Origin of the sequence: Candidatus Rubrimentiphilum sp. (assembly GCA_035710515.1) — a bacterium.
GTDB lineage: Bacteria > Vulcanimicrobiota > Vulcanimicrobiia > Vulcanimicrobiales > Vulcanimicrobiaceae > Rubrimentiphilum.
Window position 1 is genome coordinate 62984 of the sequence record DASTDE010000002.1, and the last position, 22743, is coordinate 85726.

Here is a 22743-nt window from a genome sequence, read left to right on the forward strand (position 1 = left end):
ATTATTCCGAAAACACCCAGGACTGCAGCTGCGCGAGGTAGGGGAGGTTGCGATAGTTTTCTTGGTAGTCCAAACCGTACCCTACGACAAACACCTCAGGCGCGACCAAACCGACGTAATCCACGGGCACCTCGACGCGCCGGTTGTACGGTTTATCGAACAGGACGCACGATCGCAGACTGGCCGGTTCGCGCCCGGAGAGTAACGAACGAAGGTACTGCAGCGTGAGCCCGTTGTCGATGATATCCTCGATCACGAGCACGTTTCTGCCCGCAATCTTTTCACCGGTATCCTTCAGCAATCGCACCTCTCCGCTCGACCGGGTCGAGTTTCCATAACTGGAAACGACGATGAAGTCGAGTTCGATTCTGCTGGGGCCGTCGGGCAGGCGCGAGAGGGCTCGAACCAAGTCCACAGTCACATACAGCGCTCCCTTTAACACGCCCAGCACGAGGAGCGGTTTCCCGGCGTAATCACGGGCAATCTCACGCGCCAAACGCTCGATGGCAGCCGCGATCTCCTCGACTGAAAAGAGTTCCTTTTCGATCGTCTTTTCGTAGGTCAGCGTGCCGCTCATCACTTCCGTTGTACGACCAAGGCCCCCCCGGCGACTTCAATTTCGACCCCCGGAGCCATGAAAAAGCGGCCGGAGGCTCCCTGCTGGAGGGCCCGGACCGCAGCCTCGACGTGCTCGAAATCCACCCCGTCCAACGCCTCGTGCTCGCGCAGCGCCTGCCGGACCTGCCGTCGCGCCGCGGCCAGCGGCGTGGCCGCGAGCTCGGCGCCCACGACTTCGGCGGCCCGGGCGACGGCTGCGTCGAGGCCGGGGAATAGCGGCCGCAGGGCTTCGAGCGCCAGCCGGACGGCGTTGCGCCGCAGCGTCCGGTCGGCGTTGGTCGGATCGATTGCGTACGGCAGGCCCGCGAACTGGACGTACGAGCGGAGCTCTTCGCGCTCGAGGCGCAGCAGCGGACGGGCAAGCTCGAGATCCATTCCGAGCGCGCGTCGCGCCGGCATGCCCGCCAATCCATCGGCTCCCGCTCCGCGAAAGAGCGCGAGCAGTACCGTTTCAGTTTGATCGCCGGCCGTGTGGCCCGTGGCAACAACGGTAGCGCCGGCCTCGCGCGCCAGTCTTTCGAGGGCCTCGTATCGGGCTTCGCGCATCGCGGCTTCGTCCCGCCGGCGCAGCTGTAATCCCATCACCTTTAATGGAAGGCCGAGAGCTGCCGCGACGCGCAAAACGACGGCCTCGTCTTGCCAAGCCGATTCGCGCACGCCGTGGTTGACGTGCGCCAGCGTCAGGCGCAGACGCAGCGGCTTCAAAAGCGCCTGCAAAATCGCGGCCAGCGCCACGCTGTCGGAGCCGCCGCTACAGGCGATCAAGACGTGCTCGCCGGCGCGAATCGCGCCGTCGCGCTTCACGCTCTGCTCGATCCCCAGCAACGGCTTGGTGCCTCGCATCAGCGGGAGTGGCGAGCGATCTCGCGCTCGACGTCGCGCTTGGCGGTGTCCGCGCGTTTATCCCAGAGTTTTTTGCCGCGCGCCAGGCCGATTTCCACTTTGGCTTTGCCGCGTGTGAAGTACAGACGCAGTGGAACCAGCGTCAGGCCTTTTTCGGAAGCCTTCCCGCCCAAACGCACGATCTGTTCTTTGTGCAACAGCAGTTTGCGCGGACGATCCGGCTCGACGTTCGAGAAGCTCCCTTGTTTATATGCCGGGATGTGCATGCCGAGCAGCCACATCTCTCCGTCCCGGAGCCGCGCGTAGGCTTGATTCAGGCTGATGCCGCCCGCCCGGATCGATTTGATCTCGGTTCCGGTGAGCGCGATACCGGCCTCGAGCGACTCCAGAATGTGAAATTCATGGCGCGCGCGGCGGTTGTCTACCGCGGGCGCTGCTTTCTTGACGGCTTTGGCAACTCGCGTTTGTTTAGATTTTGCCATCGGCCAAATGATCGTCGGCATCTTCGACGCGTCCTTGCGCGACGAACCGGCCCTCCGCCTCGACGAGCACCGCGCCGGTTTCGTCGCTGACGTGGGCTTCGATCTCCAAAACGTTGCGGCGCATCCACTTGATGCGTCCCTCGATCGCGATCGGCGCGTTCAGCGGAACCGGTTTGCGAAAGCGCGCGTTCATGCTGCCGGTCACGCCGCGATAGCCGGCGTATCCCGCCGCGTGCGCCATCGCTTCGTCGAGCAGCGCCAGCGCGACGCCGCCGTGTGCGATGCCCCGCCACCCTTGAAACTGATCGCCCAGCGTGGCGCGCGCACGGACGCCGTCGTCGCCGTTCCGTTCAAACTTGAGGTGCATGCCGATCTCGTTTTCCGGTCCGCATGCGAAACAGTGGCCGTCGTCGATCGGCCTCATCGGCCTTGCTCGAGCCGCGTCGCGAGTACTTCGGGCAAACCGGCCGCCAAGATCTTTTCTTGAACGGCTCTAATCGGATACTCGTAACGCACCCACTCCACGCGTCGAGCTTCCGGCTCGTAGAACACAAAAGATGGTTGCGGATTGAGATCGCGCGGCTGCCCGACGCTACCGACGTCGATGATATACCGCTTGCCGGGTTCGAGCTGCAGTTCGCCCCCGTGCTGCCGGTGCTCGTGGCCGATGCTGCCGTCGGCTTCCAGCGAGTAGTACTCCGCAACGTGCGTGTGTCCGACGAAGATCAGCGGCGCGTCGGTGCGTTCGAACGCCGCCTTGGCGTGCCGCTTCTCCAAAATGTACTCGAAGTAGTTCACGGGCGCGCCGTGCACGAGCAAGAACTCAGGATGGCGCACTTCGTATCCCAAGCCGTTGAGCCACTCGATGTTGCTGCGATCGATCTTGCCCTGCGTCCAGGCGATCGCCGTGCGCGCCGCCGGGTTGAAATACTCCACGCCGAAGTTGTCGACCGCCGCGACTTCATGGTTGCCCAGCACGCACTCCGCCGCACGCTCGCGGATCATGCTCACGCACTCGTTCGGATTGGGTCCGTATCCGACCGTGTCGCCTAAACACAACACGCGATCGTCCGGCTTCATCAGCGCGAAGGCAGCTTCAAGCGATTCGAGGTTGCCGTGAATGTCCGAGACGATCGCGTACCTCATGCGAGTTCCCGCCACAGGACGCGCAGGCGAGCCGCGAACTCATCGCGCTCCGCAGCCGTTCCGACGCTGATTCGCACGAAGCGATCCAGCGGCGGTGCGCTCGGTTTGCGAATAAAGACGCCGCGCGCCAGCAGCGCGTTCATGATCGCGGTCGCGGCCTCATTGCCGCCGAAGTCCACGCAGACGAAATTTGTGCACGACTCCAAGTACGGCCGTCCGAGCGAGCGCGCAAGCGAGTAGTAGTCTTCCCGGCCCCGCGCGGTCTCCGCCACGACATGCTGGGTGAACTCGGGATCTTCCAGCGACGCCAGCGCGCCAATCTGCGCGTTACGGTTGACTCCGTAGTGCAATCGAATCTTTTGGAACGTGGCCACGTTGCGTGGCGTGGCAATCGCGTAGCCGATGCGCGCGCCCGCCATGCCGTACGCTTTGGAAAACGTACGCACGCGCAGCAAACGCCCGTGAATGAGCTCGGGAATGACCCTTCGCTCATCCACGAAATCGGCATACGCTTCGTCGAGAAAGAGCATGGACTCATCGGGGAGCGCCTCGAACAGGCGCGCGATCTCGCCGGGCGGCAGCAGGGTGCCGCTGGGATTGTCGGGATTCGCGATGTACACGATCGCCGGACGAAGTCTCCGGGCCGCCTCGACCAGCGCGTCCACGTCGACGAATCCGTCGGGCCGGTAGTCAACCGTGGCAAGTTTCACTCCGAATCCCATGACGTGATAGTTGAAGGTCGGGTATGTGCCGCGCGTCGTGAGCGCGGTTGCGCCCGGCGACGCGAACGCGCGTACAGCCAGTCCCATCAAATCATCGATACCTGAGCCGACGCTGACGTTCTCAATCGCGCAGCCGTGCCGCACCGCCAGGAGTGCCCGCAGATCGTACGACTCGGGATCGCCATACCAAGAGATGCGCGGCAGCTCGGCGCTCATCGCAGCCACCGCTTTCGGCGATGGTCCGAAGGCGCTTTCGTTCGCGCCCAGCCGCAGCAGCGAGGCATGCCCGCCTTCGCGCATGAGCTGTTCCGGGCCGATAAACGGCGTCATCGGCGGAATCGCTTCGATGTGCGGCGCCGCCAAGAACTCGACGTTCTTCGTCATCATCTCCTACAAGAAACGCGTCGCGAGCACAGTATCGCCTGCCGCGACGGACTCTACCGATTCGCCCAAAGTCAGAAATCCGCTTGCACGCGCGAGGAGGCTGACCGAGGCCGAATACATCTCTAAAGGATGGGCGGCGAAAATTCCGCCCGATTCCTCCAAACGCACCGGCACGTACTGCGTCCATCCGGCGCGCTTGCGCACGGCGCGCGCAAGGGTCGCTTCGACCTGAGCGGCGCGAGCAAGCGCACCAACAGCGTGCGCGACGATCGGCGCTGCCACGGCTTCCAAAATCATCAGGGCCGACGTCGGGTTGCCGGGCAGTCCCACGACCGGCTTTCCCGCCACGGCTGCAAGCACAGTTGGCTTGCCGGGCTTCACCCGCAAACCGTGCACGATCACACCCGGCTCGCCCAAACGATCTATCAGACGCGGCGTGAGATCGCGTAAACCGACCGAAGAGCCGCCGCTCAAAATGACGCCGTCGCACTCGGCGTGCGCGGCGCGCAAGAGTTTTTCGTAGGCGGCTTCTTCATCGGGCGCGATCGGATAGTGTTTGGCCGCAGCGCCCAATGCTTGGAGTTTGCCGGCGAGCGCCCAACGGTTGGAGTCGGGCACTTGCGCGCCGTGTGGGCGGCTGCGAACGTCGATCAGTTCGTCGCCGCTGGAAATAATTGCGAAGGTTGGAACGGCAAACACGGGCACGTCCACGATGCCGAGCGCGGCCAGCACGCCCAACTCCGCGCCGCCGATCCGGCGCCCTTCTTCCACTATAGTCTCGCCCGGTAGCATGTCGGAGCCGGCCGGCACGATGCAGTCGCCGGCCGCGATCGCGGCGGCTATGTGGACTGCTTCGCCCTCGACGCGCGCATCCTCAATCGGCACAACTGCATCCGCGCCGGACGGCAGAGCTCCGCCCGTCGGAATCCGCACGGCCGTCCCAGGTTCGAGTGCGCCCGGCCAAAGCTCGCCCATGCGAATCTCGCCGGCGATACGCAGTTGCGACGGCGTGTCATGCGAACGAACTGCAAAACCATCCATCGCCGAACGCGCGATCGCGGGTTGCGCCGAACCGGCGGCGATCGGTTTGGCGAGCACGCGTCCCCAAGCGCGCTCGAGCGGAACGGCTTCGGTCTTTGGAGCCAGCAGTTGCGCGCGCGCGAAATAGAGCGTGAGCGCCTGCTCCGGCGCGAGCAACGCGTCGCTCTGAAATCCTGCGTTTTGCAGGTCGCCTTGCAGACCTCGCATAATGCGGCGTTCCTTCATATGTTGGATATTGGTCTCATTCGTCGCGATCCGGAGCGCGTTCGGCGTTCGGCGAAGCGCCGCGGCCACGATCCTGCGTTCGTGGGCGAAGTTCTGCGTTTGGACGAGGAGTACCGCTCCGCGCTGACCGCGGTCGAGAGCGCGAAGGCCGAGAAGAACCGCCTTTCGTCGGAGATTGGAAAAGCTGCCGACAAGGCCGCGGCCGCGCGCGATCTGCGTCCGAAACTCGACGGTCTGAGCGGGCGCATCGAAGAACTCGAAAATCGCGTGCGCGACCTCTCGCCGGACGAACCAAACTCGCCGCTCTTCGAACTGCTCGCGCAGACACCCAACCTGTTGGACGATTCCGTTCCCGACGGCAGCGACGAATCGCACAACGCCGTCCTGCGCAGCTGGGGCGAACCGCCGAAGTTTTCATTCGAACCGCTGCCGCATTGGGAGTTGGGCGAACGCCTAGGCATCATCGATTTTCAGCGCGCCGTGAAACTCTCCGGAGCGCGCTTTTCGATTCTGTCGGGCGCCGGTGCGCGGTTGGCGCGTGCGCTCACACAGTTCTTTCTGGATCGCGCGTCCGGTAAAGGCTATATCGAAATCAATCCGCCGATTCTGGTTTCGCGCGAAACGATGTGGTCGACCGGGCAGTTGAGCAAGTTTGCCGACGCGATGTTCCGGGACGACGAAGCTGAACTCTTCCTCATTCCGACGGCTGAGGTTCCGCTCACGGCGATGCACGGCGGCGAGATTCTTCCAATTGAAACGCTGCCCCGAAAGTACGCGGCTTATACACCGAACTTCCGCAAAGAAGCGGGCGCCGCCGGCAAAGATACGCGCGGCATCATCCGGCAGCATCAATTCGAAAAAGTCGAACTCGTTTGGCTTTCCGCGCCGGAGAGTTCGGATGAAACGTTGGAACAACTCACGCACGATGCCGAAGCTCTGCTCAAAGAGTTGGAACTTCCGTACCGCGTGGTGGCACTATGCGCGGGCGACGTCGGCTTCAACGCCGCCAAGACCTATGACATCGAGGTGTGGGTGCCGAGCGCAAAAACGCATCGCGAAATCAGCTCTTGCTCGAACTGCACCGACTTCCAGGCGCGTCGCGCCGCGATCCGCCTACGCCGCGACGCAAAAGCCAAGCCGGAACTCGTGCATACCCTCAACGGCTCCGGGCTGCCGATCGGGCGCACACTGCTGGCAATTCTGGAGAACTTTCAGCAAGCCGACGGATCCATCCGCATTCCGGCCGCGCTGCAACCCTACATGCAGGGCGAAAAAACGATCATTACCGCTTGAAATCTACAGCGACTACAACGGCGGCCATCGCTACGAAGTAAAGCACGGCCAGTGCCTGTCTGGCCATTTCAGGTCAAACGCTCCGGTAGGTTTGCAAGGTAATCCGCCAGCGCAGTCACGTACGATGACGGCGTCGCGGTAGCTGCCTGCGCTCCGCGCCGCGCCTCGATAAGAACGCTGGAATGTTCCGCGTCGAGTGCGGCAACAGTACATGTCAGCCGTTCCGAGTTAATCAAACCGAAGCCGGCCTCAATCGTTCCGCGTTCGCGCTCTTCGTCGCGAATGAAGCCGCCTAAAACGCGCTCGATGCCGTCGCGGCAGCGGTCGAACGCTTCATCCTTGGAAACGGCAAGCTCGATCGTGCGCGACGGGTGCAGCGCAATTGTTTTCGGCGCGGCGATCCCCAGCCACGCGATCATCCGGCGAAGAACGGTTCGCTCGCCTCGACGCGGTGCACCTCGTTCAGCGCGCTGATCCGCTGCACGATAGTGGTCAGTTCTTTTCCAATCTCCAGCTCGATGCTGTACTGCACCTCGATCGTCTCTTCAGTTCCCTGCGCCACGATCGAGACGACCTTGCTGTCGTACGCCAGCCTCTCAGCTGCCAGGATGCGGGCAATTGCATCGAGCGCCATATGTCCGGAGGCGCAGACGACGCGAACGTTCGCCTCGCGTTTCATGCGGAACGCACGCATAAGACTCTCGTCGGGAATCGAGAGTGCGCCCAGCGTAATTGCCGTCGCAACCAGGCCCGTCACCAGTCCGAACGAATTGGAATACCCGAGCAGCAACCCAACGGCGGCGGCCATCCAGATGCTGGCAGCCGTTGTGAGGCCATGCGCAGTCCCGTTCTGCCGGATAATCGCGCCCGCGCCCAAGAATCCGATGCCGACCACGATGTAGGACGGAATGCGCGTATCGTTCAGATGCGCGCCCATCGCCGTGAATGCAGCGGATGCCGCCGCCACGATCAGATGCGTGCGGAAGCCGGCCGGTTTGTGCGCGGCCTGGCGCTGTAAGCCGATCGCGCCGCCGAGTATCGCCGCGCCGAGAATCCCGAGCAGCGGTGAAAAGCTGAACTCCACCCAGTTTAGTTCCCCGATACGTCCCACGATTCCGGTGAGACCGGGAAGCGCAGCATAGTGCGCCGGAATCCGTGCACACGCGTACTAAGACCGTCAAAATATGTCTCATAGTAGATCGGTATAACGGGAAGCCCTTCGTGAACCAGCCGCTGCATCGCCAGAAAGTCCAGTTGGCGCCGCTGCGAGCTGCGCGTCGTTTGCTGGTCGGCGAAGAGCGCTTCGAAACGCGGATCACAGAAACGCGAAATATTGCTTCCATTCACGGTCGCCTGCGCGCACGTGAAGACGATCGATTGCTCGGGATCGGCGCCGCCGAGCCACCCATCAATCGCGATGGCGAAGCGCGCGTTGCGAATGGGGCCTTCGGGCGCATTGAACAGCGTCGTGGGGAATGGTTTTATCGTCACCCGCACGCCGGCAGCGGCGAGCTGGCGCTGGACCACGGTCGCAATGCGCAGCCGGACGGCGTCGCCGGACTGCAGCACCAAGAGCGCATCGATCGTTTTGCCGCCAAGCAATGCGCGCGCTGCGCGAAGGTCGTACGGAGACGCATGGATTTCGGCGTCGTGCCAGCGCAGAACGGGCGGCAGAAACGATCCGGCAGCGGGATAGGCGCCCTGATACGCCTTGCTCAACGCTTGCATGTCGAGCGCCGCCGCGATCGCGCGCCTGACCGACAGCGCGTTAGCCGGCGGCCGCAACGTTTGCAGCGTCAGCCAAAGCGTTGCGTTCTCCGCAGTGCGCGCCACGCGCAAACCCCCGGTGTGCTCGACTTGCGCAAGTGACTGCGGCAGCAATGGGGCGACGTCAACGTCTTGCGACTGCAAAGCGACTAAGGCCGACCCGCGATCCGGAATCATGCGCAGCTCGATCCTTACGAGCTTCGGCTTCGGCGAAAAATAGGGATTGGGAATGAGCACGACACGGTCGCCGCGCCGCCACTGCGCCACCCGGAACGGGCCCGTACCGAATGGGTGCTGTTCCCAACCGGCGTGCTGTAACTGCGTGGATCCGAACGCGTGCGCCGGCAAAATGCCGAACGCGAAATCCGACTGCGCGAAAAGATCGCTGACGGCGGCGTTCCACGGCCGTTTGAGCTGAATCAGAACCGTGTAGCGATCGGGCGCGATCAGCCGCGCAACGCGGCGGTAAGCGTCCTGCGAGAGCACCGCATTCCGAGAATCCAGAATGGCGCGATAAGTGAATGCGACGTCAGCCGACGTGAACTCGACGCCGTCGGCGAAACGCACGTGCCGGCGCAGATGATAGACGATTCGCGTGCCGTCGGCCGACACGTCGCCGTTGGCGCGGCTGGGAATGCGCGTCAGCAGGACGGGAACGAGCCGGTTACGCTCGTCCATCCCAACCAAAGTCTGGCAGACCAGCAGATCGTAACCGATCGTATCCTGGTCGTGGGCCAGGAGCGGGTCGAGCGACGATGGGTCCGAGAGATCGGCGATTCGCAAAACGTGCGCCTCTCCCGCACCGCGGTGCGACGATCCGCCCGCGCACGACGCGAGACAGATCGCGAGAACCAGCATGCTCAGGCGCAGCATACGCTCGCCCTTCGCCGCACCGCAAGGCGAACACTAGCGGATTTTTCGCTCGGGGCCCGTATGGTGGATTTCATGATTGGACCGTTCATGCGATTGCTTATCGCCGCGGCATTCTTCGCGTGCGCGGCGGCGCCGGCACTTGCCGATCCCACGCCGGCACCCGCGCCCACACCGTCGCCGGTCACGTTCTCGGGCGTCGTCAGCGGATTCACGTTTCACGCCGACAACCCGAACGCGACGGGCGCGCTCGATACCGCCAGCGGCGCCGATCTTGCAACACGTACGCAGCTCGGCAACGCGCTGATCACGATCGCGCGCACCACCGGCACGTTCCGCTTCAGCGTGACCGCCGGCGCGTATGCGTTTCCGGTCGTGGGGCAAAGCATCAATCCGACGTTTCAGCAATTTGCGAACACGAATCTGTACGGCTACATCCCGAACGCGTACGTGCAGTACGTTCCGGATGCAAATTGGACGATCAGTCTCGGCAAGCTTCCAACGCTTATCGGTCAAGAGAACGGCTTCACGTTTCAAAACGTGAACGTCCAGCGCGGCCTCGTTTGGAACGTCGAGCCGGTCGTCAGCCGCGGCCTCCGCGTGGCTTACGCGAATTCAACTTTCAACGCGACGCTCGAGTACAACGACGGCTACTACTCCGGCAACCATCGCGCGATCGAAGGCCAGCTCGGCTGGACGCCCAACGCCAGGACCAGCCTCGCGTTCATCTTCATCGTGCCGGATGCGAACACGCCGTCGAATGCGACCGCGTTCGTGGCGAACAAGCGCGAATACGATCTGATGTACACGCAGCAGATCGGCAAGCTGCAGCTCTTGCCGTACGCGCTCTGGATTCAATCACCGGCCAGCCGGAACGCCGGCTTGGTCTCAAGCGAATCCGCCTTCGGCGCTTCTCTGATCGCGAGTTGGGCGTTCAACAGCGTGTTCTCGCTGGGCGGCCGCATCGAGACGCTCGCCAACAACAGCTCGCGCTTCGACTTCAGCAACAACTCGGATTTCCTAGGCTATGGCCCGGGCAGCAGCGCGACTTCGTTCACGCTGACGCCGGCGTACAAGATTGCTCACCTCTTCGCGCGCGGTGAGTATTCGCACGTCAATATCTCCGGACTGCTGCCCGGATTCGGGTTCGGGCCGGCCGGATTCAACACGATGCAAACTCGCGTCGGCTTGGAGATCGGCGCGCAGTTCTAGCTAGAGACCGAGCGGGTACGCCTCCTCGCCGTGCAGCGTAATGTCGAGCCCCGCTTCTTCAACGTCGCGATCGACCTTCGTCTGCGTCACCTTGCTAATCAGCCATAGGAATCCGTACGTAAAGACGAACGCCCACAGGCTGCACATAAACGCCGAAGCGATCTGAACGAAGAAGAATCGCGTTCCACCGTAGAACAGGCCGTCCGCGCCGGCCGGATTCCACAGATGCGACCCAAAGAGCCCAAGCATGGTGATGCCGAGAACGCCGCCGACGCCGTGCACACCCCATACGTCAAGCGCGTCGTCCCACTGCAGTTTGTTCTTGAGCGCGACTGCCCAGTAGCAGACGAGTCCCGCGGCAATGCCGATCACGATCGAGGTGACCGGCGAAACGTATCCAGCAGCGGGCGTGATGGTGGCAAGGCCCGCGACCGCGCCGGTCAGCAGTCCGACGAACTTGGGTTGACGTCCCCGCGCCCATTCCACGAGCAGCCACGTGATCGCGGCGAATGATGCGGCGATGTCCGTGTTCAGAAATGCCGATGCGGTAACGGCGTCAACACGCAGCTCGGAGCCCGCGTTGAAACCGTACCAGCCGAACCATAGCAACCCGGTGCCCAATGCAATCAGCGGAATGTTGTGCGGTTTGTTCTCGATCACGTACCGGCGTCCAATGAATAACACCGAGGCGAGCGCCGCAAATCCCGCCGATGCGTGCACCACGATGCCGCCGGCGAAATCTTCGGCTCCCCACTTTGCAAGCAAACCGTTCGGACTCCACAGCATGTGAACGAACGGAAAGTAGACGAAGATCAGCCAGCCGGTCAGAAAGATGAAATACGCTTTGAACGTGATGCGGTTGGCGAATGCGCCGGTGATAAGCGCCGGCGTGATGATTGCGAACATCATCTGATAGGCGATGTGAACGACCAACGGAATGCCGGCGTCGTTGCCCGTGAACATCGTGTGCAGCGTGACGCCGTTGAGCATGAAGTAGGTCGCCGGATTTCCGACCAATCCGTGCCAGTCGGGGCCGAAGCACATCGAGTAGCCGAAGACCACCCACAGAACCGTCGTCCAGCCCAGCGACATGAAGCTTTGAATCATGATGGTCAGGACGTTCTTGCGCCCGACCAGGCCCCCGTAGAAAAAGGCGAGCCCGGGCGTCATGAGCATGACGAGGCTCGCACAGATAAGCATGAATCCGGTGTTGCCGATGTTAACCATGGAGCCGCCGTTCGGCAGCCAGCCTTACTCCTCTTTTCGGGCCAGCCTGCGGCGCGCCGTGGCAAGGTCCATCGTGCCCTCGGTCAGCGCCGTGAGGATTTCGGCCTGCTCGCGAGCCCTGATCGCGGACAACTCCGCGCCGACTTCGTGCACGACGTTGCGCAGCATCGCGATTTCATCCGGCGCGAACGTCTCGCCGTTGACCCGCGGACCGCAGACGAACGCGCCGGTCAGTTGTCCGCGCACGGCCAGCGCGAAAGCAATCGCGTCGCTGCCGAGTGCGCTGTTGACTTCGGAGAGATCGATCTGCGAGAGCTGCTTGCGCAGCCGCACGAACGCGGGATCGTCCACGCCGACCTCAGTGGGCAACGATGCCAAACCCGCCGACGCCGCGAGCGTATAACGGCCGTCCACCCGTTCGTAGATTGCGGCTCCCCGAGCGCCCATCACGCGCGGAATCTCGTGGGTCGCGCGCTCGAGAAGCGTCTCGGGGTTTTCCATGTATGGCGCATCCTCGGACAGCTGCCGCAGCGCACTCGCCGCTTCGTACTTACCCCGGAAGAGTGTGCTGTCGAGAAATTGTTCGGTGCGCTTGTGTACGGCGTTAAATGACAGGCCCAACGCCAGAGCGACGGCGAGCTCGACGGCTAGGCTGCCCTCCCGGCTGACCGCCAAGGTGTTGAGAAAATGTTCGAGCAGCACGAATATGCCGACGGCGATCGAGGTGAGGATCGTGTAAATCAGCGTGCGGTTGAGAACGAAGTTGACGTCAATGATGCGGTGCCGCAGAATTGCGTACGCACAGCCCAGCGGGAACACCATCACCGTCAGCCACTCGGCGCCCGAAAGATGGATCGGATGCGGGAGTAACCGGTTGAAGAGATTCAAGAGCACGCCGAAGCGGCTGATCAGGAAAGCCCAAAATATCCAGCGGACGCGTTGACGGGCCAGGCCCGTCGTGCGCACGTAGCTTACGGCGAAGAACGCGATGATCACAAGTTGCGCCGCCGAGAACGCGCCATTGACGATCCATGGCGTCAGGTTGACGAGTGCACACCCCGAATAGGCTTGCTGCGTGGCGTTTATCGTATTCAGCACGAGCGCCGGAACGACGGTGATCAGCATCGCCGTGCGCGCGATGAGGATTGCTCGGCGCGAGACTCCGGTCGCAATTGCTTCCACGACCAAGTAGAGCATCAGCGGCGAGTACGTCCACAGCGCCGCAGTAAGAATGCCGCCGAATAACCGTCCGTCCACCGGCAAGGCGCCCCACCATGCGTCCGGCAGCGCAACTGCGACGCCGAGGCACCATATGCCAAGCATCGTTGCTGCGCGCTCCCTTCCGCGCCACAACACGAAGACGCCGAGAGCTAGTATGAAAAATTTGAATCCGAGTTGTGCGATCAACGTCGCCGCGGAGTCGGTGTGACGCAGCGTGTAGGGTATCGTGAGCCGGGAACTGCCGCGCTGGACTGCCAGCGAAATGACGTCGCCGGCGTGACCGGTCTGCATCGGCGAGTAATGGTAGACGATCGCCGTTCGCGAAGGCATGTCCATCTGCGGGAGCAGCAGCTCGTCGCCGTCGCGCAGACCGGCCGCGCGATCGGCGGGGCTAGTCCCGGTCACGAGGATCGAACAGCGGGCGACGCTCTCCGTCGTCGGACTAAAGCGGGCGCTCTGCGGCCACGATTGGATCTCGATGCCTATGAGAATCAGCGCGGCCAGCGTTGAGCTGGCTACGGCGATGCCGCGAGCGTTCACGAGCGCACGTTTCGCCTTGCCGGTAGGGGCTTCCTAAGCATTGATAAAATTGAACGCCCGCTTGCCGTTACTATAAGGAAGGAGCTTTTGCTATGCCTCTCTCCAGAAAACAGTTCGTCTCCGCCACCGCGATAGGAATGTCGGCAGCCGCCATCGGCTTGGACGTTCCGGCATCTGCGGCAGAACGCACCCCGGTGCATTTTCACATTTTGAAGTCTTCGGAGTACGACCGCGCTGCAGTGTTGCGCGTGCTCACCGGCGGAGGCCAGCATAAGCAAGTGTTCCAAGCTGTCGAGCCGCTGATCATCGCGCCTGGCGTTGCCAGCCTTTACCTTCACATGCAGAACGCGATGAACGCGTACGAGTTTTCAATGGGCCTCGGCAAACTGTCCACGCTCGCCGTCTTACTGGGACCGTCGATCGTGTTCGCGCTCAACGATTCGATGTGGAAGAAATATGGATTCGGCACAGCCTTCAAACTAGACGCTGCAAACGACTACTACCGCGCGGACTCGAATCTGAGTTTGAGCGCCGCGCCGGACGATCCCAACGGCATCTATCAGGATTGGAGCGCGCAAGCGGTTCTCAAACGCGGCGGAAAGTTTTTCGTCTGTCACAACGCCATGACCGGAATCGCTGCGGTGCTGGCCTCAAAAATGTCCGGCGCCACGCCCGCCGGCGCGCTTGCCGATTTCAAAAAGAACCTGCTGCCTGGATTTACCATCGTGCCGGCCGGCGTTGCGTCCGTGCAACAGGCGCAAGAGTACGGCTGGAGGCCGTTCCCGATTATTTAGAGCAGAGCTTCGGAGAGGGTGAGATTCGAACTCACGGAAGGCTCATCACCTTCGGCGGTTTTCAAGACCGCTGCATTCAACCGCTCTGCCACCTCTCCACCGCCGTCCTTTGAGCGATTCGGAGGGTGTCCCTTTCGCCGGGATTAAACTCGGCGGATGAGTTGGGAAGCGCTCAGCGCGATCGCGACCGCATTTACCGGGATCGTCATCATGCTGACGGTGATCATCGGCGTGCGCCAGGCCCGTGCGGCGCTCGACCAGATCGGCGAGGCGCACCGGGCGACGCAGCTCGACGGCATGATGCGCATCTTCGAAAAGTTCGACGATCCGGAATTCATTCGCGGCAGATTGTACATCATGAGAGAATTGCCGGAGCGGATGAAGGATCCGGGCTTCGAAGAGTACTTGCGCATTACTCCATATGCCGAGGTTCCTTGGCATAGGACGCTTAGCACACTCGAGCGTGTCGGCGTGTACGTGCGAATGGGGCTACTTGAGGGAGAGCCGTTTTATTACAATTGGGGGAACATGATTGTCGCGACGTGGAGCAAGTTGGTCCCGCTCGTCGAGTTGAACCGCAAGACCAGCGACAATCCGTACCTTTGGAAAGACACCGAGTGGCTGGCCGCCGACGCGGCCCGGTTCGTGACCATGTATATCGAGGAGAATCCCCGGATCCAGCCCAGTACGGGCGAGCCATTTAGTCTCGAGCGCTGGCAGCGAAGACGCTAGTCTTCGGTCTTCGAGTCGGGTTGTTCGGCGTCGCGCACGGTTGAGGCGGGCACGCACTCGACCAGCGCCATGGCCCAGCCGCCGTCGGTGCGCAGGCGCGCCAGATAGCCTCGCTCGCTTCTTCCATAGATATGGTATCCGGCGTTCAGGGCATCGCGCAGCGAACTAAAGACGACCAAACCGCTCATGCGCTCCACGGTTAGCCGGGGCGCGCTTGTGAGTCCCTGTCGAGAGCGAGGATAAGAGCCCGAATTTGGCGGCTGCGCTAAAGAAAGTTGTGCATAAGCCGTGCACAGGCTGTGATTTGCGGCGAACTCAGCGCCCTAGGAAGCGGAGGTATTCGAACAGCAGGCCGGCCCCGTTGTTGCGGTCCGCGGCCGAACCGTCTTTCACGAACTTGGCGGAAAAATTGATCGTCCGGATGCCGAATAAGAGTTCGTCGTCGCGGCGTTGGATGCCGATCGCCGCCATCGCGTCGAACTCGCTCGCAACCTCGGGCTTGTCGACATTGGGTTCGCCGTCGCTGTAGGTAAAGTGATCGGTGCCCGTCAGTTGCGGCGCCCCGCCCGCCACGAATTGCACGAACCTGCCGCCTTGCAGCGGCAAGCGATATTCCGTTTCGTAGCGCATTCCGGCCAATCGCGACGCCACGACTTGCGAGAGATTGGGCAGCGGCGTGCGCTGGTTGATCACCGTCTCGCCCACTCCCAGCCAAAGTTTTTGGGCGGGATCGACGGCGAAGAGCAGCGCGCCGTTCAGCAAGCTCAGCTGCGGCGTGGCTTGTCCGTACTTCGCCGACGGTCGCTGCGGGAGCGAAACCGGCGGAATCCCCTCCACTCGCAACTGCCAGCGCTGCGCGCGCACGTTGAACTGCAACAGTGCGCCCCCGGCAACGCCGTGTTGGCTTCCGGCGATGTCGCTATGCACACCGCTCAGGATGAGCGCTTGAATGCCCGCCGCGAAGCAAAGCGCTTTAGCGCACATAAACACGCCTTCGCGGGAACGTGCGGCGGGCCCCGTGAACTCGCCCGGCAAAGCGTATGCGCATGACGCCCGACACGCCCGGAGAGCAGCTTTCTTACGGATCGTACCTGCACCTGGACGAGTTGCTTTTACTGCAGCAGCCGCTCTCGGCGCCGCCCCACCACGACGAGACGCTCTTCATCATCATCCATCAGGTCTACGAGCTCTGGTTCAAACAACTGCTGCACGAGATCGACGCCGTCATGCGGGACTTAGCCGCCGGCCAATTGCCACGCGTCGCCAAACACTTCCGGCGCATCGATACGATTCAGCGCTTGATCGAGACGCAGGTTGACATCCTCGAAACGATGACCCCGCACGAGTTCAACGCGTTCCGCGATCACCTCAATCCGGCCAGCGGCTTTCAGTCGGTGCAGTTCCGCGAGATCGAGTTCACGTCGGGTTTACGCAACACCGAGGTGCTCAAGCATATGACCATGAGCGGCGAGCAGCGTGCGCGCTTGCAAGAGCGATTGACGCAGCCCTCGCTCTACGACCGCGTTAAGGAGTATCTGCGCGGGCGCGGATTCGCCGTAGATACGCACGACGAATTGATCGCTACGTTCCGCACGATCTATTCCGAAAACACCGATCAATATGACCTGTATCTTCTGCTCGAAGACCTCATCGAGTTCGACGAGCGCTTCCTCTTGTGGCGCGGGCGCCACATCCGCATGGTCGAGCGCATGATCGGCGCCAAGAAGGGAACGGGCGGGTCGCTCGGCGCGGCGTACCTTGCAACCACGCTTGAAAACCGCTTCTTTCCAGAACTGTGGGAAGTGCGCACGTACATGGGAAAGGGATACTAATGGCAACACAACTTAGTGCGACTACGGCGGTTTTGCGCGATCGTTTTCCGATATTGGCGGACTCGACGTACTTGGTGAGCCATTCGATGGGCGCCGCGCCGCGAGATACCAAACGCGCGCTCGATCAATATTTCGACGAATGGGCGGCGGACGGGCCCGAGGCCTGGGAGCGTTGGCTGCCGCGCATCGCTGAAATAGCCGACGGAATCGGCGCCATCATTGGAGCTGCGCCCGGCAGCGTTTTCCTGGCGCCCAACGTGTCGGTGCTGCAAGCCGCACTTGCGACATCGCTACGCTTCGAAGCGCCGCGCAACGAAGTTGTTTACGAAGCCCTGCAGTTTCCGTCGCTGACGTACGTCTGGACGGAATGGCAGCGCTTCGGCGCATTGCCGCGGATCGTGCCCTCGCCCGACGGCCGGACAGTTCCCACCGAAAGCATCATCGCAGCTATCACCGAACGCACGGCGATCGCCGTGCTCTCGCATGCGTACTACGTTTCGGGCGCGCTCTGCGACGTGCGCGCTATTCAAGAGCACTGCCGGAAGACGGGTACGCTGCTCTGCGTCGACGCGTATCAAACGACCGGCGTTTACCCATACGACGTGACCGAATGGGACCTCGACATCGTCACGGGCGGCAGCCACAAATGGCTTTGCGGTTCGGCCGGCTGCGGCTGGATCTACGTTCGTCCCGAGTTGTTGGAACGGCTGGAACCAGCCGTCACCGGCTGGATGGCGCACGCGCGCCCATTTGCATTCGAGCCTGCGCCGATGGTGTGGGCGGCCTCGATGTACCGCTGGGGCACGGGCACGCCGACGATTCCCGGCTACATGGCCGCGCAACCCGGCCACAATCTGATCCGCGAAGTCGGCGTACCGAAAATTCGGGAACACAACATGCGCCTGACGACGTTGATCGCGGAACGCGCACTCGAGCGCGGCTTGCAAGTGAACACGCCGCTCGATCCGGCCAAGCGCACCGGCTGGATCGCGATCGATTTTCCGGATTCGCAGCGCGTCTATCGCGAACTCACGCAACGGCGTGTCTTCGTGGACTATCGCCCCGGCTGCGGGATTCGCGTCGGGCCGCACTTCTACACGACGGACGACGAGATCGGCGCGTTCTTCGAGGCAATTGACGCCCTTCGCCAAGGCTCAGGATGACAACGGCGTTTGGCTGAGGCAGGCATGCTGGTAGACCACCGCAACATGGGCGCCGCGATTCGGCGCCTTTCGCTTCCCATTGCATTCACGATGCTTGGCGATCAACTCTTGGGCGTCGTCGACACGATCGCAATTGGAAGCCTCGGTACCGTCGCGCTTGCCGGCGTAACCGGCGCGACGACGGTCTTTACCGCCGTTGCGTTTTCCATCTTCGGATTTTTCAGCGGCATGTCCATCATCGCGGCGCAACGCATCGGCGCGCGGGACGTGCAGGGCTTCGCGAAGACCGTGCGCGCCGGGTTCGTGGTGCCGTTCGCCAGCGCAGGTCTGTGTGCGCTCATCAGCATTCCGCTGGCCTCGGTGGTCATCAACGCGATGGTCGGACACCTCGCCAGCGCGCACGAAAGCTCGCTGTACTTGATCTTGCGCTGCTTCTCGCTTCTCCCCATTGCGATTTCCGGTACGCTCATCGTTGGACTGGGCGCGGCCGGAAACCGCGTGCTCGGCGTCCTGGTGCTGGCGATCGTGAACCTCGTGCACATTCCCCTGCTTCTGATCCTCGCGCTGGGTTTAGGGACGCACCATCCATTCGGAATTGTCGGCGCGGGCGTTTCGTCGCTGCTCTCGGAGACGATTGCCTGCATTTGCGCGGTCGTCTATACGTGGCGGCGTCCGATCTATCAGATCTTTTCGTCGTTCGAACTCAGCATGCGCCTCGGGCTCGATTGCGCGCGCTTGGGCCTGCCGGAGGTTGCGTTCCTGTTTGCGGTTATCGCGCCGGATTCGTTCATCGTCGCGATGCTCGCGCCGCTGGGCGCGGTCGCGATCTCGGCATTCCGCGCGTTGAACGTCGTCTCCGACCTCACGTTCGTCGTTCCGAGTCCGCTGCAATCGGCGACACAGACCGTGATCGGGCAGCGGCTGGGCGCAGGTGACATCGAGGGCGCGCGTTCGTTCTTCACGCGTGCGAGAAGGCTGTCGTTCTGGCTCACGAGTTTGACCGGCGCTATTTGCGCCGCGCTGGCATGGCCGCTCGGCTATGTGTTCACGCTCAACGCCTACGTCGCGTCCGTCGCGATGTGGCCGCTCATTCTCCACATGGTCACACTTCCGCTCAAAGGCTATGCGATGGTTTCGATGTCGCCGATTCGCGCCTCGGGCGATACGCGTTTCTCGTTGATCGCCGGCATACTCACCGGCGTCCTGGTCGTGCCGGTGGCCTACTTCTGTATTCGCGTTCTTCACATCGGCCTGTTCGGCGTGCCGATCGCGTGGATCGTGGCGTGGAGCGCGCGCTCGATCGCGACCGCGATCAAACTCCGCGACGAAGGTTGGACGCGGCGAAAGTTGATTGAGGTTACGTAACCTTCGAAAACATCCGCACGAACTCGTCGTGCACGATTCCGTTGCTCGCCAGAACTGACTTGCTGGTCAAGGACCAGTCGCCGCCTTCGATCGTCGAGCAACGCCCGCCGGCTTCGCGCACCATCAACGCGCCGGCGGCGGTGTCCCACTCGTGCAGATCGAATTCCCAAAATGCGTCGAATCTCCGGCACGCGACGTACGCCAAGTTCAGCGCGGCCGAACCGTCGCGCCGCACGCCCTGCGTCGTCTTCGACGCCGCATCGAAATACTGCATGTTGCGCTCGTAGTGCGCCGGTTGAAAGCCGGTGCAGACGAGCGACGCGGCCATGCTGCCGATGGCCGAGACGCGAATGGGCAAATCGTTCAATGTTACGCCGCTGCCGCGCTCCGCAACGAATAACTCGTTCATCGCCGGCGCATAGATGACGGCTGCGATCACTTCGCCCTCGCGTTCAAACGCAATGGAGACGCAAAAGATAGGATAGCCGTGTGCGAAATTCGTCGTCCCGTCCAACGGGTCGATGATCCATCGCTCGCGCGACTCGCCGGATTGTAAACCGCCCTCTTCTCCCAAAAAGCTTGCGTTTGGAAAATCTGCGCGCAGCCGCTCGACCACCGCGCGTTCGCTGGCCCCATCCGCCAGCGTGACCAAGTCGGCGCGGCGGCCTTTTTCACGGATTTCTAGCGGCCCCTCGAGGTGCTCCATCAGGATTTGCCCGCCGAGGCGCGCGGCATCGAGCGCAGTCTTGAGAGCATCAACCGGCGGCATTCGCGCAGGCTTAGGGTGAACAACCGTCCGCACCTGTACCGACTGGCGAGCGGTCCCTCCAGTACCCTGTTGCACTAATGACCTCGTCTGTAGTGCAGCTCGACGGCGATCTCGATTTTTCGCGGAAAGCCGAACTCGATGCGTTGCTTGGCGCCGCCGAGCACGCCGATATAGCGATCGTCGATTTCGAGCGAGTCACGTATCTGGACTCGAGCGTACTCGGCTCGCTGATGATGCTGAAAAAACACATGGTCGAGCATGGCACGGCCGGCGTCGTGCGCATAGCGGGGGCCAACGAATCGCTTCGCCGCATCTTCGCCATCTGTGGTTTGGACCGGATCTTCGAACTGTACGACTCGGCTGTCCAGGCGCAAGCCATGCAAACAGCTAACACTCCGGGGAGAAGGGAGTGATCCCAATCTCCGGTCCCACGCGCAATCGTATTCTCGACGCTCTGCCGGCTGAAGAGCGGCGGAACCTCGAAACGCACCTCAAGGACGTCAGTTACAAACCCGGTGAAATCATCTACCGGCCAGGCGAACGGCTGTCCCATATATATTTTCCGACAACCTGCGTGTTCTCGGTCGTCATGCTGATGCAGGATGGCGCGGGCGTCGAGATCGACACGACCGGGCGCGAAGGGCTCACCGGCAGCCTGCAAGTGCTGCTCGGCAGCGACAGCGCGCACAGCCAAACGTTCTGCCAAGTTCCCGGCGACGCAAAACGCATACCGCTCGACGCTTTCAAAAAATGCTTGGACGCCGGCGGCAAGCTGCGAACCCTCACCGAGCGTTACGCGCGCGCCGCCGTTACTCTGATGGGCCAATCGATTGCGTGCAACCGCCTGCACACGCTCACCGAACGCTGCGCGCGCTGGCTGCTTCTAACGAACGATCGCGTCGGTTCGGATCATTTCCAGCTGACCCAAGAGTTTCTCGCCACGATGCTCGGCGTGCACCGCCCGGCCGTAAGTGTCGCCGCCGGCGCGCTGCAACAGGCTGGATTTATCAAATACCGGCGCGGTGTCGTTACGGTCGTCGACGCCGAGGGCCTCGAATCGGCTTCGTGCGAGTGCTATAAAGTCGCGATGGGCCAAATAAACACCGCTTAAACGGTAAAAGCTCGCCGCGGGATAGGTGAGAAGGGCGCCTGGCCGAAGCAGCCTTTATGAAACTGCGTCTTATCGCCGCGGTTGTTGCGGCCATCGCCCTCTCTTTTCTACCGCCTTCAGCACGTGCGGACCGGGAAACTTCCGTTATGGTCACCGTAAGCCATCAAGATGGCAGCGGCGCCGGAGGTGCGCACGTCGAGGTTCGAATGAGGCTTCCTCGCGGTTTCAGCACGCACTTCGGCACGACGGACTATCGTGGGCGCGTTACGATTTCGACTGCGGCCGACTCCGAACGAAACTGCTGGCTGGCATCTACCGGACCACGAGGAAATCGGGCGGAAAGTCCGGTCGAATGTTTCGCGGCCGCCGAACAGCCGAAAACGGTTCACCTAACACTACCGAGATAATTGCCCGGCGGCGCACGGGATAGACCCGTGCGCCGCCCGCAAGTTTACGAGTGGGTGGGCTGCGGCGATGGCGTCGCCGGAGCCTTCGACGGACAGGGTGAAGGCGTCGGCTGCCCCGACACAGCTGTGAATGCGCTTATCGGAGCGCGTACGTCAAGCACTTCTTGACCTGTTGCATTAAAGAGCTCGATTTCGATTCTCGCACTCTGTGCGATCAGAGCGAAAGTTTGAGGCGAAGTGAAGGCGCCGTCGAACTTCAATTCCGAGCCGCCATCTCCGTCATGAATGTTTTCTTCAAAACGCAGACGCGAGAACGTCTGACCGGTCTTGGCCGCGATCGTGATTGTGGTACACGTGTTGGTGACGACGATTGGAAGATTGCTCGGCAGCGTGGAATTGCCATCGTTGTCGTCGACCATTTCGACGTTGCCCTGATTATCTTCAACCTCTTCCGCGCCGTCGGGGTCGTTCGGATCCGGCGAAGCTTCGGGTTGCTCGCCGCCGGCCACAGTAACCGTCAGCGTTCCGTCGGCATTCCGCTGCACCATCACGGCGGTATCGCGGCCGCTTTGCGCCAAGACGAAGGTAACCGTAGTCGATCCCGCGGTAGCGGTGATCGTGGATCCGGGCGGCACCGGTTTCTCGATCTCGATAACGGCTTTTCCGGTGGCGTCGAGCGTTCCGGTTCCGATGATCTGACCGTTGAACGTCAGCGTGACTGACGTGCCGGTAACGGAAAGTGTTCGCACCCCGGACGAAAGCGACGTGATGCCGCTAAACGACATCACGACGAGACTGGATGAATTGGCTCGCGGAAGCGCACCACCCGATCCGGTTCCCGCGCCGCCTCCGCAGGCAGCGAGTACCGCGAGTCCACCGAGCGCAGTGAAGGCGCAAATTTTGCGGCGTAGAGAGAGCATATAAACCTCCGACTTGCGCGCCGCTAAGACATCATCGGCTCGAGTTATGAAAAAAATCT

The 22743-nt window shown here is 62.2% G+C and carries 25 protein-coding genes and 1 tRNA gene; 9 read left to right on the top strand and 17 right to left on the bottom strand.

Annotated elements, in window-relative coordinates:
* Position 1 precedes the first annotated feature (1 nt).
* From hpt to VFO29_06580, 7 genes are read right to left on the bottom strand one after another with little or no spacing between them, the layout of a single operon-like run.
* Positions 2 to 577: a hypoxanthine phosphoribosyltransferase gene (hpt, locus tag VFO29_06550; GenBank protein ID HET9393158.1), complete on the bottom strand. Its 576-nt coding sequence runs from the start codon at positions 575 to 577 to the stop codon at positions 2 to 4.
* Positions 577 to 1461 (bottom strand): tRNA lysidine(34) synthetase TilS, encoded by an 885-nt coding sequence (tilS, locus tag VFO29_06555; GenBank protein ID HET9393159.1) that lies wholly within the window; start codon positions 1459 to 1461, stop codon positions 577 to 579. The genes hpt and tilS overlap by 1 nt, the downstream gene beginning before the upstream one ends.
* Positions 1461 to 1943, bottom strand: a complete 483-nt coding sequence (gene smpB / locus VFO29_06560; protein ID HET9393160.1) for an SsrA-binding protein SmpB — start codon at positions 1941 to 1943, stop codon at positions 1461 to 1463. The genes tilS and smpB overlap by 1 nt, the downstream gene beginning before the upstream one ends.
* Complete coding sequence (locus VFO29_06565; protein ID HET9393161.1) at positions 1930 to 2367, bottom strand: PaaI family thioesterase; 438 nt, start codon at positions 2365 to 2367, stop codon at positions 1930 to 1932. Before VFO29_06565 ends, smpB begins: the two co-directional genes overlap by 14 nt.
* Positions 2364 to 3089, bottom strand: a complete 726-nt coding sequence (locus VFO29_06570) for a metallophosphoesterase family protein (GenBank protein ID HET9393162.1) — start codon at positions 3087 to 3089, stop codon at positions 2364 to 2366. Before VFO29_06570 ends, VFO29_06565 begins: the two co-directional genes overlap by 4 nt.
* Positions 3086 to 4198, bottom strand: coding sequence for an aminotransferase class I/II-fold pyridoxal phosphate-dependent enzyme (locus VFO29_06575; protein ID HET9393163.1), 1113 nt, complete (start codon positions 4196 to 4198; stop codon positions 3086 to 3088). Before VFO29_06575 ends, VFO29_06570 begins: the two co-directional genes overlap by 4 nt.
* 3 nt (positions 4199 to 4201) lie before the next feature.
* Positions 4202 to 5443 (bottom strand): molybdopterin molybdotransferase MoeA, encoded by a 1242-nt coding sequence (locus tag VFO29_06580; protein HET9393164.1) that lies wholly within the window; start codon positions 5441 to 5443, stop codon positions 4202 to 4204.
* Positions 5444 to 5461: 18 nt separating this feature from the next.
* Between VFO29_06580 and serS the strand changes: the two genes are divergently transcribed.
* Positions 5462 to 6754 (top strand): serine--tRNA ligase, encoded by a 1293-nt coding sequence (serS, locus tag VFO29_06585; GenBank protein HET9393165.1) that lies wholly within the window; start codon positions 5462 to 5464, stop codon positions 6752 to 6754.
* Positions 6755 to 6822: 68 nt separating this feature from the next.
* Here the strand turns inward: serS and VFO29_06590 are convergent, their stop codons facing one another.
* From VFO29_06590 to VFO29_06600, 3 genes are read right to left on the bottom strand one after another with little or no spacing between them, the layout of a single operon-like run.
* A complete protein-coding gene (locus tag VFO29_06590; protein ID HET9393166.1) occupies positions 6823 to 7173 on the bottom strand; it encodes a hypothetical protein in 351 nt (116 codons plus the stop codon).
* A complete protein-coding gene (locus VFO29_06595) occupies positions 7170 to 7838 on the bottom strand; it encodes an MgtC/SapB family protein (protein ID HET9393167.1) in 669 nt (222 codons plus the stop codon). Before VFO29_06595 ends, VFO29_06590 begins: the two co-directional genes overlap by 4 nt.
* Positions 7839 to 7843: 5 nt before the next feature.
* Entirely contained in the window at positions 7844 to 9394 is a 1551-nt protein-coding gene (locus tag VFO29_06600; GenBank protein HET9393168.1) for an ABC transporter substrate-binding protein, read from the bottom strand.
* An 87-nt stretch (positions 9395 to 9481) separates the two neighbouring features.
* Between VFO29_06600 and VFO29_06605 the strand changes: the two genes are divergently transcribed.
* Positions 9482 to 10603, top strand: coding sequence for an outer membrane beta-barrel protein (locus VFO29_06605; GenBank protein ID HET9393169.1), 1122 nt, complete (start codon positions 9482 to 9484; stop codon positions 10601 to 10603).
* On the opposite strand, the gene VFO29_06610 is transcribed toward VFO29_06605, so the two are convergent.
* Together VFO29_06610 and VFO29_06615 are read right to left on the bottom strand one after the other, a co-directional pair.
* A complete protein-coding gene (locus VFO29_06610) occupies positions 10604 to 11830 on the bottom strand; it encodes an ammonium transporter (protein ID HET9393170.1) in 1227 nt (408 codons plus the stop codon). It abuts the gene before it with no gap.
* 24 nt (positions 11831 to 11854) lie between these two features.
* Positions 11855 to 13591: a hypothetical protein gene (locus VFO29_06615; protein ID HET9393171.1), complete on the bottom strand. Its 1737-nt coding sequence runs from the start codon at positions 13589 to 13591 to the stop codon at positions 11855 to 11857.
* A gap of 92 nt (positions 13592 to 13683) precedes the next feature.
* Here VFO29_06615 and VFO29_06620 point away from each other — a divergent pair, with 92 nt between their 5' ends.
* Positions 13684 to 14385: a hypothetical protein gene (locus tag VFO29_06620; GenBank protein HET9393172.1), complete on the top strand. Its 702-nt coding sequence runs from the start codon at positions 13684 to 13686 to the stop codon at positions 14383 to 14385.
* Between the two features lie 10 nt (positions 14386 to 14395).
* On the opposite strand, the gene VFO29_06625 is transcribed toward VFO29_06620, so the two are convergent.
* Positions 14396 to 14483 (bottom strand) — tRNA-Ser (locus VFO29_06625).
* Between the two features lie 58 nt (positions 14484 to 14541).
* On the opposite strand from VFO29_06625, the gene VFO29_06630 reads away from it, so the two are divergent.
* Positions 14542 to 15117 (top strand): hypothetical protein, encoded by a 576-nt coding sequence (locus tag VFO29_06630; protein HET9393173.1) that lies wholly within the window; start codon positions 14542 to 14544, stop codon positions 15115 to 15117.
* On the opposite strand, the gene VFO29_06635 is transcribed toward VFO29_06630, so the two are convergent.
* Positions 15114 to 15305, bottom strand: a complete 192-nt coding sequence (locus tag VFO29_06635; GenBank protein HET9393174.1) for a hypothetical protein — start codon at positions 15303 to 15305, stop codon at positions 15114 to 15116. The genes VFO29_06630 and VFO29_06635 overlap by 4 nt on opposite strands.
* A 127-nt stretch (positions 15306 to 15432) precedes the next feature.
* Positions 15433 to 16101, bottom strand: a complete 669-nt coding sequence (locus VFO29_06640) for a hypothetical protein (protein HET9393175.1) — start codon at positions 16099 to 16101, stop codon at positions 15433 to 15435.
* A 62-nt stretch (positions 16102 to 16163) separates the two neighbouring features.
* Here VFO29_06640 and VFO29_06645 point away from each other — a divergent pair, with 62 nt between their 5' ends.
* Genes VFO29_06645 through VFO29_06655 form a run of 3 tightly spaced genes read left to right on the top strand, consistent with a single transcriptional unit; the run spans position 16164 to position 19477 of the window.
* On the top strand, positions 16164 to 16949 hold the full coding sequence (locus tag VFO29_06645; GenBank protein ID HET9393176.1) for a tryptophan 2,3-dioxygenase family protein: 786 nt from the start codon (positions 16164 to 16166) through the stop codon (positions 16947 to 16949).
* Complete coding sequence (locus tag VFO29_06650; protein ID HET9393177.1) at positions 16949 to 18112, top strand: aminotransferase class V-fold PLP-dependent enzyme; 1164 nt, start codon at positions 16949 to 16951, stop codon at positions 18110 to 18112. The genes VFO29_06645 and VFO29_06650 overlap by 1 nt, the downstream gene beginning before the upstream one ends.
* 24 nt (positions 18113 to 18136) lie before the next feature.
* Positions 18137 to 19477: an MATE family efflux transporter gene (locus tag VFO29_06655; GenBank protein HET9393178.1), complete on the top strand. Its 1341-nt coding sequence runs from the start codon at positions 18137 to 18139 to the stop codon at positions 19475 to 19477.
* Here the strand turns inward: VFO29_06655 and VFO29_06660 are convergent.
* Positions 19470 to 20246 carry an inositol monophosphatase family protein gene (locus VFO29_06660; protein ID HET9393179.1) on the bottom strand — a complete coding sequence of 259 codons (777 nt, stop codon included), beginning with the start codon at positions 20244 to 20246 and terminating at the stop codon, positions 19470 to 19472. The two genes, VFO29_06655 and VFO29_06660, sit on opposite strands and share 8 nt — an antisense overlap.
* A gap of 77 nt (positions 20247 to 20323) precedes the next feature.
* Between VFO29_06660 and VFO29_06665 the strand changes: the two genes are divergently transcribed.
* Together VFO29_06665 and VFO29_06670 are read left to right on the top strand one after the other, a co-directional pair.
* Positions 20324 to 20659 carry an STAS domain-containing protein gene (locus tag VFO29_06665; protein ID HET9393180.1) on the top strand — a complete coding sequence of 112 codons (336 nt, stop codon included), beginning with the start codon at positions 20324 to 20326 and terminating at the stop codon, positions 20657 to 20659.
* Positions 20656 to 21357, top strand: coding sequence for a Crp/Fnr family transcriptional regulator (locus tag VFO29_06670; GenBank protein ID HET9393181.1), 702 nt, complete (start codon positions 20656 to 20658; stop codon positions 21355 to 21357). Before VFO29_06665 ends, VFO29_06670 begins: the two co-directional genes overlap by 4 nt.
* Positions 21358 to 21808: 451 nt before the next feature.
* On the opposite strand, the gene VFO29_06675 is transcribed toward VFO29_06670, so the two are convergent.
* The gene (locus VFO29_06675) at positions 21809 to 22684 is read right to left on the bottom strand and encodes a hypothetical protein (protein HET9393182.1); all 876 of its coding nucleotides are present in this window, start codon (positions 22682 to 22684) and stop codon (positions 21809 to 21811) included.
* Positions 22685 to 22743 lie beyond the last annotated feature (59 nt).

What these genes read in the sequence shown, in the direction of transcription:
- VFO29_06660 (HET9393179.1), bottom strand. Translation starts at nt 20,246, where the DNA reads ATGCCGCCGGTTGATGCTCTCAAGACTGCGCTCGATGCCGCGCGCCTC.
- VFO29_06610 (HET9393170.1), bottom strand. Translation starts at nt 11,830, where the DNA reads ATGGTTAACATCGGCAACACCGGATTCATGCTTATCTGTGCGAGCCTC.
- VFO29_06600 (HET9393168.1), bottom strand. Translation starts at nt 9,394, where the DNA reads ATGCTGCGCCTGAGCATGCTGGTTCTCGCGATCTGTCTCGCGTCGTGC.
- hpt (HET9393158.1), bottom strand. Translation starts at nt 577, where the DNA reads ATGAGCGGCACGCTGACCTACGAAAAGACGATCGAAAAGGAACTCTTT.
- smpB (HET9393160.1), bottom strand. Translation starts at nt 1,943, where the DNA reads ATGGCAAAATCTAAACAAACGCGAGTTGCCAAAGCCGTCAAGAAAGCA.
- VFO29_06655 (HET9393178.1), top strand. Translation starts at nt 18,137, where the DNA reads ATGCTGGTAGACCACCGCAACATGGGCGCCGCGATTCGGCGCCTTTCG.
- VFO29_06580 (HET9393164.1), bottom strand. Translation starts at nt 5,443, where the DNA reads ATGCGAGGTCTGCAAGGCGACCTGCAAAACGCAGGATTTCAGAGCGAC.
- VFO29_06620 (HET9393172.1), top strand. Translation starts at nt 13,684, where the DNA reads ATGCCTCTCTCCAGAAAACAGTTCGTCTCCGCCACCGCGATAGGAATG.
- VFO29_06605 (HET9393169.1), top strand. Translation starts at nt 9,482, where the DNA reads ATGCGATTGCTTATCGCCGCGGCATTCTTCGCGTGCGCGGCGGCGCCG.
- VFO29_06665 (HET9393180.1), top strand. Translation starts at nt 20,324, where the DNA reads ATGACCTCGTCTGTAGTGCAGCTCGACGGCGATCTCGATTTTTCGCGG.
- tilS (HET9393159.1), bottom strand. Translation starts at nt 1,461, where the DNA reads ATGCGAGGCACCAAGCCGTTGCTGGGGATCGAGCAGAGCGTGAAGCGC.
- VFO29_06570 (HET9393162.1), bottom strand. Translation starts at nt 3,089, where the DNA reads ATGAGGTACGCGATCGTCTCGGACATTCACGGCAACCTCGAATCGCTT.
- VFO29_06635 (HET9393174.1), bottom strand. Translation starts at nt 15,305, where the DNA reads ATGAGCGGTTTGGTCGTCTTTAGTTCGCTGCGCGATGCCCTGAACGCC.
- VFO29_06630 (HET9393173.1), top strand. Translation starts at nt 14,542, where the DNA reads ATGAGTTGGGAAGCGCTCAGCGCGATCGCGACCGCATTTACCGGGATC.
- VFO29_06565 (HET9393161.1), bottom strand. Translation starts at nt 2,367, where the DNA reads ATGAGGCCGATCGACGACGGCCACTGTTTCGCATGCGGACCGGAAAAC.
- VFO29_06590 (HET9393166.1), bottom strand. Translation starts at nt 7,173, where the DNA reads ATGATCGCGTGGCTGGGGATCGCCGCGCCGAAAACAATTGCGCTGCAC.
- VFO29_06575 (HET9393163.1), bottom strand. Translation starts at nt 4,198, where the DNA reads ATGATGACGAAGAACGTCGAGTTCTTGGCGGCGCCGCACATCGAAGCG.
- VFO29_06650 (HET9393177.1), top strand. Translation starts at nt 16,949, where the DNA reads ATGGCAACACAACTTAGTGCGACTACGGCGGTTTTGCGCGATCGTTTT.
- serS (HET9393165.1), top strand. Translation starts at nt 5,462, where the DNA reads ATGTTGGATATTGGTCTCATTCGTCGCGATCCGGAGCGCGTTCGGCGT.
- VFO29_06675 (HET9393182.1), bottom strand. Translation starts at nt 22,684, where the DNA reads ATGCTCTCTCTACGCCGCAAAATTTGCGCCTTCACTGCGCTCGGTGGA.
- VFO29_06640 (HET9393175.1), bottom strand. Translation starts at nt 16,101, where the DNA reads ATGTGCGCTAAAGCGCTTTGCTTCGCGGCGGGCATTCAAGCGCTCATC.
- VFO29_06645 (HET9393176.1), top strand. Translation starts at nt 16,164, where the DNA reads ATGACGCCCGACACGCCCGGAGAGCAGCTTTCTTACGGATCGTACCTG.